At 54.9% G+C, this 8,883-nt stretch carries 8 protein-coding genes; 7 read left to right on the top strand and 1 reads right to left on the bottom strand.

Translation table 11 applies throughout. The annotated features are described in order from the left end of the window. Window positions 1-53: 53 nt before the first annotated feature. The gene (locus A6U95_RS29440; RefSeq protein ID WP_083196495.1) at window positions 54-548 is read right to left on the bottom strand and encodes an L-alanine exporter AlaE; all 495 of its coding nucleotides are present in this window, start codon (window positions 546-548) and stop codon (window positions 54-56) included. A gap of 896 nt (window positions 549-1,444) precedes the next feature. On the opposite strand from A6U95_RS29440, the gene mraZ reads away from it, so the two are divergent. Genes mraZ through mraY form a run of 7 tightly spaced genes read left to right on the top strand, consistent with a single transcriptional unit; the run spans window position 1,445 to window position 8,881 of the window. Next, the gene (mraZ, locus tag A6U95_RS29435) at window positions 1,445-1,903 is read left to right on the top strand and encodes a division/cell wall cluster transcriptional repressor MraZ (protein ID WP_024483534.1); all 459 of its coding nucleotides are present in this window, start codon (window positions 1,445-1,447) and stop codon (window positions 1,901-1,903) included. A 2-nt stretch (window positions 1,904-1,905) separates the two neighbouring features. Then, window positions 1,906-2,847: a 16S rRNA (cytosine(1402)-N(4))-methyltransferase RsmH gene (gene rsmH / locus A6U95_RS29430; RefSeq protein WP_024527176.1), complete on the top strand. Its 942-nt coding sequence runs from the start codon at window positions 1,906-1,908 to the stop codon at window positions 2,845-2,847. After that, window positions 2,844-3,164: a cell division protein FtsL gene (ftsL, locus tag A6U95_RS29425; RefSeq protein ID WP_021179318.1), complete on the top strand. Its 321-nt coding sequence runs from the start codon at window positions 2,844-2,846 to the stop codon at window positions 3,162-3,164. The genes rsmH and ftsL overlap by 4 nt, the downstream gene beginning before the upstream one ends. Window positions 3,165-3,206: 42 nt before the next feature. Beyond that, entirely contained in the window at window positions 3,207-4,973 is a 1,767-nt protein-coding gene (locus A6U95_RS29420) for a peptidoglycan glycosyltransferase FtsI (protein ID WP_065687094.1), read from the top strand. Next, window positions 4,960-6,447, top strand: coding sequence for a UDP-N-acetylmuramoyl-L-alanyl-D-glutamate--2,6-diaminopimelate ligase (gene murE, locus A6U95_RS29415; protein WP_065687093.1), 1,488 nt, complete (start codon window positions 4,960-4,962; stop codon window positions 6,445-6,447). Before A6U95_RS29420 ends, murE begins: the two co-directional genes overlap by 14 nt. Further along, window positions 6,444-7,805 carry a UDP-N-acetylmuramoyl-tripeptide--D-alanyl-D-alanine ligase gene (gene murF / locus A6U95_RS29410; RefSeq protein WP_065687092.1) on the top strand — a complete coding sequence of 454 codons (1,362 nt, stop codon included), beginning with the start codon at window positions 6,444-6,446 and terminating at the stop codon, window positions 7,803-7,805. The genes murE and murF overlap by 4 nt, the downstream gene beginning before the upstream one ends. Next, window positions 7,799-8,881 carry a phospho-N-acetylmuramoyl-pentapeptide-transferase gene (gene mraY, locus A6U95_RS29405; RefSeq protein ID WP_021179322.1) on the top strand — a complete coding sequence of 361 codons (1,083 nt, stop codon included), beginning with the start codon at window positions 7,799-7,801 and terminating at the stop codon, window positions 8,879-8,881. The genes murF and mraY overlap by 7 nt, the downstream gene beginning before the upstream one ends. Window positions 8,882-8,883 lie beyond the last annotated feature (2 nt).

Here is an 8,883-nt window from a genome sequence, read left to right as displayed (position 1 = left end):
GATCGACCTGAGAAATAGGTCGATCATCATGGGTAAAGGATGTTAAAAAGTGTTCACCATGTCCTTGAACACCTGTCTACCATGTCCCCGGTCTGTACAGGAGAGGGGTGGGGTGAGGGGACCACGCGAAACAGCCTGCGGCAATATTCCAGAAAATAGCCGTACACCACGCCCATCGCCATTGAGATCACCGCATTGCTGGTCACCGCGGCCAGGATCTGCTGGCCGTCTGCACCCACGCTCCACAGAATGGCAGCGTAAACCGGCGATTGAAAACTGACGTAAGCCAACAGATCGGCCAGGTTCCGCAACAAAAATTGCCCGCGGGGGCTGCGGCGTGCGGTGGCGATAAAGAAATCGCGGTAGCGGCCATAGGGCCAGGCGATCAGGATATTGACGGGGATCGACACCACCCGGGAGGAGAGCGATTGGCTAAAGCTCATGCCCGAAATCAATATTTCAATCGCCATCCCGACGATAAAACAGTACACCACCAGCGCAAAAGTATCGGCGGCAGCGCTGCGCCATGGTGAAACGGCTCTAGACATGACACGATCCCTGAATTTATCGGTTAATATGTTGGTTATTAATGTTAATTAGGTGTTATTAACTGACCTTGCTGCTATTTAGTAGTCTACTTGACTAGATTGATTGTTATAAGTGGCTTAAAATTTTTATTTTTAACATTTGAGTGATTTTTATCCTGACAACAGGGGGGAAAGTGCGTAAAGCAGGAATTTAAAATTGCAGCTGTAGAAATTGTCATTATAAACAGTGCGTTATGATTATGTGGCGACGGTGAGATGACGGTTTTGCGGCTGATTTAGCGATAGGCTCACTAAATTTACGTATATTCCTAAAGTCGCAAAAAAAATCCAGATGAATTGTAAATAGGTGTTTTGAGAATAATCTTACCATTTTGATTTGAATCATAATTAGCGGCTTGAGCCAGTGCTTCGCCATTTATTTTATCTTTGGGTTGTTCTTTGACGGAATAATTGAAGTAAAATAGCGCGCCGTTGGCAGCGAAATACTCGCTGAGTGTTATTAACTCAAGGGCTTATCGCATTTCCCTGCTGGCAGGCGGCTTGCGGCCAAGCCTTGACCGATGCGGGATGCGGTGGGGTTGTCCCCGCCGAGAGCGATGTTGAAAAGTGAGACCTGGATTGCAGAAGGACATAATGAGTTATTTAATCGTCAATTTGTGTTTATTTTAATCACACTCTTTCCGCTTAGAAAATTCTCCTCTTTAATCATGATGTTAATTTATATTCATGCAATAAATAGAGTTCCTTTCGTGAGCCAGCCTCCAGAATATGCCTATAAATATTGCCAAACCGCTCTTGCTCTGGCTTGACAAGGTTTTCATACCCTCCGTAAACTCCCTTATGTGGGAATTTGTGGTGTAAAGTGGTGAAAAGGGTCACGAGGGGGTAGCTCAGGTATGTTTCGTGGGGCAACGATGGTCAACCTCGACAGTAAAGGACGGCTCGCCGTACCAACCCGTTATCGGGATTTACTGAATGAGGAATCGCAAGGCCAAATGGTTTGCACCATTGACCTCCATCAGCCCTGCCTGCTGCTTTATCCATTACCTCAATGGGAAATCATCGAGCAAAAGTTGTCCCGTCTGTCGAGCATGAATCCCGCCGAGCGCCGAGTCCAGCGCTTGCTGTTGGGCCATGCCAGCGAGTGTCAGATGGATAATGCCGGTCGGTTGCTGTTAGCCAATACGCTACGCCAACATGCCGGGCTTACTAAAGAAGTGATGCTGGTCGGGCAGTTTAACAAGTTTGAACTGTGGGATGAACAGACCTGGTATCAACAAGTCAAGGATGATATTGACGCGGAACAATCCACTCAGGAACCGTTGTCTGAGCGGCTACAGGACTTGTCACTATAAGCATGCTGGAAAATTATAAACATACGACCGTATTGCTGGATGAGGCCGTGAAGGGTCTCAATATTCGCAGTAACGGCATCTACATCGACGGTACTTTTGGTCGCGGTGGTCATTCTCGTCTGATCTTGTCCCAACTGGGGCCGGAAGGGCGCTTGTTGGCTATCGATCGCGATCCGCAGGCAATTGCCGCAGCTCAATCTATTGCAGACCCACGTTTTACTATCATCCACGGTCCGTTTTCCGATTTGGCTGACTATGTGCAGCAACGGGAACTGGTGGGCAAGATCGACGGCGTGTTGCTCGACTTAGGTGTTTCCTCCCCGCAACTGGATGACGCAGAACGCGGATTTTCCTTTATGCGTGACGGCCCGCTGGATATGCGTATGGATCCTTCAAGCGGCCAATCCGCCGCCGAATGGTTGATGAAAGCGGAAGCCGACGATATTGCCTGGGTGCTGAAAACCTTCGGTGAAGAACGCTTCGCCAAACGCATTGCCCGCGCCATCGTGGAAAGAAACCAAGTAGAGCCGATGACCCGTACCAAGGAACTGGCCGAGTTGATAGCCCATGCCAGCCCGTTCCGTGATAAGCATAAACACCCGGCAACCCGCAGCTTCCAGGCGATCCGTATCTACATCAACAGCGAGCTGGAAGAGATCGAACGCGCGCTGGACGGTGCATTAGCCGTGTTGGCACCAGAAGGCCGCCTGTCGATCATCAGCTTCCATTCGTTGGAAGACCGTATCGTCAAAAGCTTTATGCGTCACCACAGCCGTGGTGCCCAGGTTCCGGCAGGAATTCCGCTCACTGAAGCGCAGTTGCGTGAAATGGGCGGCCGCACGCTGAAAGCCTTGGGCAAAATGAAGCCAGGCGATGTTGAAGTGGCTGAAAACCCACGGGCGCGTAGTTCGGTACTGCGTATTGCCGAGAGGATGCCTGCGTGATTGGTAATGAGCGCCACGGTTTAGTTGGCGTCATTGGTGGCGATCTGCTGCGTAACGCCAAGATCCCGCTGATTTTGATGATTGCCGCGTTGGTTTCCGCCGTGTTTGTGGTGACCACCGCGCACCGTACCCGCCTGCTGACCGCCGAGCGCGAACAGCTGGTGCTGGAGAGAGATGCGCTGGATATCGAATGGCGCAACCTGATCCTGGAAGAGAATGCCCTTGGCGATCACAGCCGCGTAGAGCGTATCGCCACCGAAAAACTGCAGATGCAACACGTTGATCCATCGCAGGAAATTATCATTGTCAAGCCATGAGTGGTTTAGCCGAAGTCACGATACGGAGCAAATAGCTAACGCATGAAAGCAGTACGTCCCGGTAAGAAGTTGAAACGCCAGGAAGATCAGGCCAGCTTTGTCAGCTGGCGTTTTGCGTTGCTGTGCGGCTGTATTCTGTTGGCGCTGGTTGGGCTGATGCTGCGTGTGGCTTATTTGCAGGTGATCAATCCGGATCGGTTGGTGAAAGAAGGCGATATGCGTTCGCTACGTGTGCAGTCGGTTCCCACTGCTCGCGGCATGATCAGTGACCGCTCTGGCCGCCCGCTGGCGGTGAGCGTGCCGGTCAACGCCGTGTGGGCCGATCCGAAAGAGTTGAACGAACGCGGGGGTATTACGCTGGATTCGCGCTGGAAAGCGCTGTCCGACGCGTTGCAAATTCCGCTCGATCAGCTCTCCAATCGTATTAATGCCAATCCGAAGGGGCGCTTTGTCTATCTGGCCCGGCAGGTTAACCCGGCGATTGGTGATTACATCCACAAGCTGAGATTGCCTGGCATCTACCTGCGCCAGGAATCGCGCCGCTACTACCCGTCTGGCCAGGTTACTTCTCATATCATCGGCGTGACCAACATTGACGGCGAAGGGATCGAAGGGGTCGAAAAGAGCTTTGATCGCTGGCTGACCGGCCAACCGGGCGAAAGAACCGTACGTAAAGACCGCTATGGCCGAGTGATCGAGGACATCTCCTCGGTAGACAGCCAGGCGGCGCACAATCTGGCGTTGAGCATCGATGAACGCCTGCAGGCACTGGTTTATCGTGAGTTGAATAACGCCGTCGCCTTCAACAAGGCGGAGTCTGGTACCGCAGTGCTGGTGGACGTGAACACCGGCGAAGTGCTGGCGATGGCCAACAGCCCATCGTACAACCCGAACAATATGGCCGATACGCCGAAAGACACCATGCGTAACCGTGCCATCACCGATATTTTTGAACCTGGTTCTACCGTGAAACCGATGGTGGTAATGACGGCGTTGCAGCGCGGCGTAGTGAAAGAAAATAGCGTGCTCAATACCATTCCTTACCGCGTTAGCGGCCATGAAATCAAAGACGTGGCGCGCTATTCGGAACTGACTGTGACCGGGATCTTGCAGAAGTCGAGTAACGTCGGTGTTTCAAAGCTGGCGTTAGCGATGCCGTCCTCAGCGTTAGTAGATACTTACTCACGTTTTGGGCTGGGAAAAGCGACCAATTTGGGGCTGGTCGGAGAAAGCAGTGGCTTATACCCAAAAAAACAACGGTGGTCTGACATAGAGAGGGCCACCTTCTCTTTCGGCTATGGGCTAATGGTAACCCCGTTACAGTTAGCGCGAGTCTATGCCACGATCGGCAGCCTGGGCGTTTATCGCCCGCTGTCGATCACCAAGGTTGACCCTCCGGTTGCCGGCGAACGCGTCTTCCCTGAGGCTACCGTGCGTACGGTAGTGCACATGATGGAAAGCGTCGCCTTGCCGGGCGGTGGTGGGGTGAAAGCCGCCATCAAGGGTTATCGTATCGCCATTAAAACCGGTACCGCCAAAAAGGTCGGGCCTGATGGTAAATACGTCAACCGATATATCGCTTATACCGCGGGGGTGGCGCCAGCTAGCCAGCCTCGTTTTGCTCTGGTGGTGGTCATCAACGATCCACAGGGTGGGAAATACTACGGTGGTGCGATTTCCGCGCCGGTGTTTGGTGCCATCATGGGGGGCGCGCTGCGGATCATGAACGTTCAGCCAGATGCGTTGCCCACCGGTGACAAAAGCGAATTAGTGATTAATAACAAAGAGGGTTCAGGTGGCCGATCGTAATTTGCGCGATTTACTCGCTCCGTGGGTGCCAACGGCACCCGAGCGCGCGCTGCGGGAAATGATATTAGACAGCCGTATTGCGGCTGCCGGGGATCTGTTTGTCGCCGTAGTTGGCCATCAAACGGATGGACGCCGCTATATTCCGCAAGCCATCGCCCAAGGGGTTGCCGCCGTTATCGCTGAAGCGGAAGGCGAAGCTGAAGACGGTAAAATTTGCGAAATGCACGGCGTGCCGGTGATTTACCTGAGCCAACTTGGCCAGCGCCTGTCGGCGTTAGCCGGGCGTTTCTATCATCAGCCTGCCGAACGTCTGCGTCTGATTGGCGTGACGGGGACTAACGGTAAAACCACCACCACCCAACTGTTAGCCCAGTGGAGCCAACTGTTGGGCGAAACGGCCGCCGTGATGGGCACCGTGGGCAACGGGTTGTTAGGCCAGGTTTGCCCAACGGAAAATACCACCGGTTCTGCCGTCGACGTGCAGCACGTGCTTAACGATCTGGCGCAGCAAGGGGCCACCTTTGCCGCGATGGAAGTCTCCTCTCACGGTCTGGTGCAACACCGTGTGGCGGCTTTACCCTTTGCCGCAGCCGTTTTCACCAACCTGAGCCGCGATCACCTGGATTACCACGGTGACATGGCCAGCTACGAAGCGGCCAAATGGTCACTGTTTGCCAGCCACGACGTTGGGCAGGCGATCATTAATGCCGACGATGAAGTCGGGCAGCGTTGGCTGGCCAAATTGCCAGACGCGGTCGCCGTCACCATGCAGGACAATTTGCAGCCTGGCTGCCATGGCCGCTGGCTGAAAACCACGGCGGTGGACTATCACGACAACGGTGCCACCATCCACTTCAGCTCAAGCTGGGGCAACGGCGAGATCGAAAGCCGCCTGATGGGAGCATTTAACGTCAGTAACCTGATCCTGGCATTGGCGACGCTGCTGTCACTCGGTTACCCGTTTGAGAAATTGGTTAACACGGCCAATCAACTGCAGCCGGTCTGTGGCCGGATGGAAGTCTTCAATGCGCCAGGCAAGCCGACGGTGGTGGTGGATTATGCCCACACTCCGGATGCGCTGGAAAAAGCGCTGGAAGCCGCACGCCTGCATTGCCAAGGGCAACTGTGGTGCGTATTTGGCTGCGGTGGCGATCGTGATAGAGGTAAGCGCCCACTTATGGGTGGTATTGCCGAGCAGTTTGCCGACCGGGTGGTGGTAACGGATGACAATCCGCGCACCGAAGAACCGCAGGCGATCATCAAGGATATTCTGGCCGGGTTATTGGATGCCGGGCATGTACAGGTCATCCACGGGCGCGCCGAAGCCGTGACCAGCGCCATCATGCAGGCTAAAGAGCAGGATGTGGTACTGGTGGCGGGTAAAGGCCACGAGGATTACCAACTGGTGGGTAACCGTCGTCTGGATTACTCCGATCGCACCACCGTCGCACGTTTGTTGGGGGTGTTGGCATGATCCCGGTCTCCCTCCAGACGCTGGCGGCGGTATTGGATGCCGAGCTGATCGGCACCGACTGCATTATTACTGAAGTGACTAGAGATACTCGTCAGGTCACTGCGGGTTGTCTGTTTGTGGCCCTGAAAGGCGAGCGTTTCGATGCTCACGACTTTGCCGCCGATGCTGTCGCCGCTGGCGCAGGCGCTTTGCTGGTAAGTAAGCGCTTATTGGTGGAGGCTCCGCAACTGGTGGTGAAAGATACCAGTCTGGCACTGGGGCAGTTTGCTGCCTGGGTACGTCAGCAAGTACCAGCCAAAGTGGTAGCGCTGACCGGTTCATCGGGCAAAACCTCGGTGAAAGAGATGACCGCGGCCATTTTACGTGAATGTGGCGAAGTGCTGCATACCGCCGGGAATTACAATAACGAGATCGGCGTGCCGCTAACGCTGCTGCGTTTAGAGCCGCAGCATGATTTTGCGGTGATCGAACTGGGTGCCAACCATATCGGTGAGATTGCCTATACCACCGCCTTGGCGCAACCGCAGAGCGCGCTGGTGAATAATCTGGCCGCAGCCCATCTGGAAGGTTTTGGCTCACTGGCTGGCGTTGCGCAGGCCAAGGGTGAAATCTTTGCCGGTTTGCCGGCGGATGGCGTGGCGATCCTCAACGCCGATAGCAACGACTGGCCGCACTGGCAGGCGCAGTTACAGGGCAAGACGGTCTGGCGTTTCTCCCCCCAGGCTGCGGAATCTGTGGATTTCTTTGCCAGCGATATCCAGGTGAAAGGGAGCGTCACTCATTTCACCCTGCACAGCCCGTTCGGCACGGTAGCGATCGAGTTGCCATTACCAGGCCGCCATAACGTGGCCAATGCGTTAGCGGCAGCAGCACTGGCGATGTCGGTTGGCGCGTCGCTGGCCGCCGTGAGTGCAGGCTTGCAACAGCTTCAGGCAGTGCCGGGGCGTTTGTTCCCGATCGCCTTGGCGCAAGGCAAGCTGTTGCTCGATGACAGCTATAACGCCAACGTCGGTTCCATGACGGCAGCAGCGCAGGTGCTGGCAGAAATGCCGGGTTATCGCGTAATGGTCGTTGGTGATATGGCCGAGTTGGGCGCAGAGGCCGAAGAGTGTCATCGTCAGGTGGGTGAAGCTGCCCGTCTGGCCGGTATTGATAAAGTCATCAGCGTGGGTGGGCTGAGCCAGGTCTTGAGCTCCGCCGCCGGTAACGGTGAACATTATCAGGATAAAACAGCAGTGACCGCGCGCGTAGCGGAACTACTCTCAGCACATGCGGTAATTACCGTGTTAATCAAAGGTTCACGTAGTGCCGCAATGGAGCAGGTAGTACGCGCGTTACAGGAGAAAGCACCATGTTAGTTTGGCTGGCCGAACATTTGGTCAAGTATTACTCAGGCTTCAACGTCTTTTCTTATCTGACGTTCCGGGCCATTGTCAGCCTGCTGACCGCGCTGTTCCTTTCCCTGTGGATGGGGCCGAAGGTGATCAAACGCCTGCAGGAAATGTCCTTTGGTCAGGTAGTGCGTAACGACGGGCCAGAATCGCACTTTAGCAAGCGCGGCACGCCGACCATGGGCGGCATCATGATCCTGACCTCCATCACCATTTCGGTGCTGATGTGGGCCTATCCGTCCAACCCTTACGTGTGGTGCGTACTGTTCGTACTGGTGGGTTACGGCATCGTCGGCTTTGTCGATGACTATCGCAAAGTGGTGCGCAAAGATACTCGGGGATTGATCGCCCGTTGGAAATATTTCTGGCAATCGGTGATTGCCTTGGTCGTGGCTTTTGCCATGTATGCCGTAGGAAAAGACACGCCAGCCACCGAGCTGGTTGTGCCGTTCTTTAAGGACATCATGCCGCAGCTGGGCTTGCTGTACGTGGCGTTGGCCTACTTTGTGATTGTCGGCACCAGCAACGCGGTCAACCTGACCGATGGGTTGGATGGCCTGGCGATCATGCCAACCGTGTTTGTAGCGGCGGGCTTTGCGCTGGTGGCTTGGGCGACCGGTAACATGAACTTCGCCAACTACCTGCATATTCCGTATCTGCGTCATGCCGGTGAGTTGGTCATCGTCTGCACGGCGATCGTCGGAGCCGGTTTAGGTTTCTTATGGTTTAACACCTATCCGGCTCAGGTGTTTATGGGTGACGTTGGTTCACTGGCACTGGGCGGCGCGTTGGGTACCATCGCCGTGCTGCTGCGCCAGGAGTTCTTGTTGCTGATTATGGGCGGGGTGTTCGTGGTTGAAACGCTGTCGGTGATCCTGCAGGTGGGATCGTTCAAGCTGCGCGGGCAACGTATTTTCCGCATGGCGCCGATCCACCATCACTATGAATTGAAAGGCTGGCCAGAACCACGGGTGATCGTGCGCTTCTGGATTATTTCGCTGATGCTGGTGCTGATTGGCCTGGCGACGCTGAAGGTGCGCTGATT

The sequence above is a fragment of the Serratia sp. 14-2641 genome (assembly GCF_001692375.1).
GTDB lineage: Bacteria > Pseudomonadota > Gammaproteobacteria > Enterobacterales > Enterobacteriaceae > Chania > Chania fonticola_C.
Note: the sequence above shows the minus strand (reverse complement) of the source record. Positions and strands in the feature narration are given on the sequence as shown.

Excerpts from the sequence above, each read along its gene's own strand:
- A6U95_RS29440 (WP_083196495.1), bottom strand. The coding sequence starts at position 548 with ATGTCTAGAGCCGTTTCACCATGGCGCAGCGCTGCCGCCGATACTTTT.
- mraZ (WP_024483534.1), top strand. The coding sequence starts at position 1,445 with ATGTTTCGTGGGGCAACGATGGTCAACCTCGACAGTAAAGGACGGCTC.
- rsmH (WP_024527176.1), top strand. The coding sequence starts at position 1,906 with ATGCTGGAAAATTATAAACATACGACCGTATTGCTGGATGAGGCCGTG.
- A6U95_RS29420 (WP_065687094.1), top strand. The coding sequence starts at position 3,207 with ATGAAAGCAGTACGTCCCGGTAAGAAGTTGAAACGCCAGGAAGATCAG.
- murF (WP_065687092.1), top strand. The coding sequence starts at position 6,444 with ATGATCCCGGTCTCCCTCCAGACGCTGGCGGCGGTATTGGATGCCGAG.
- mraY (WP_021179322.1), top strand. The coding sequence starts at position 7,799 with ATGTTAGTTTGGCTGGCCGAACATTTGGTCAAGTATTACTCAGGCTTC.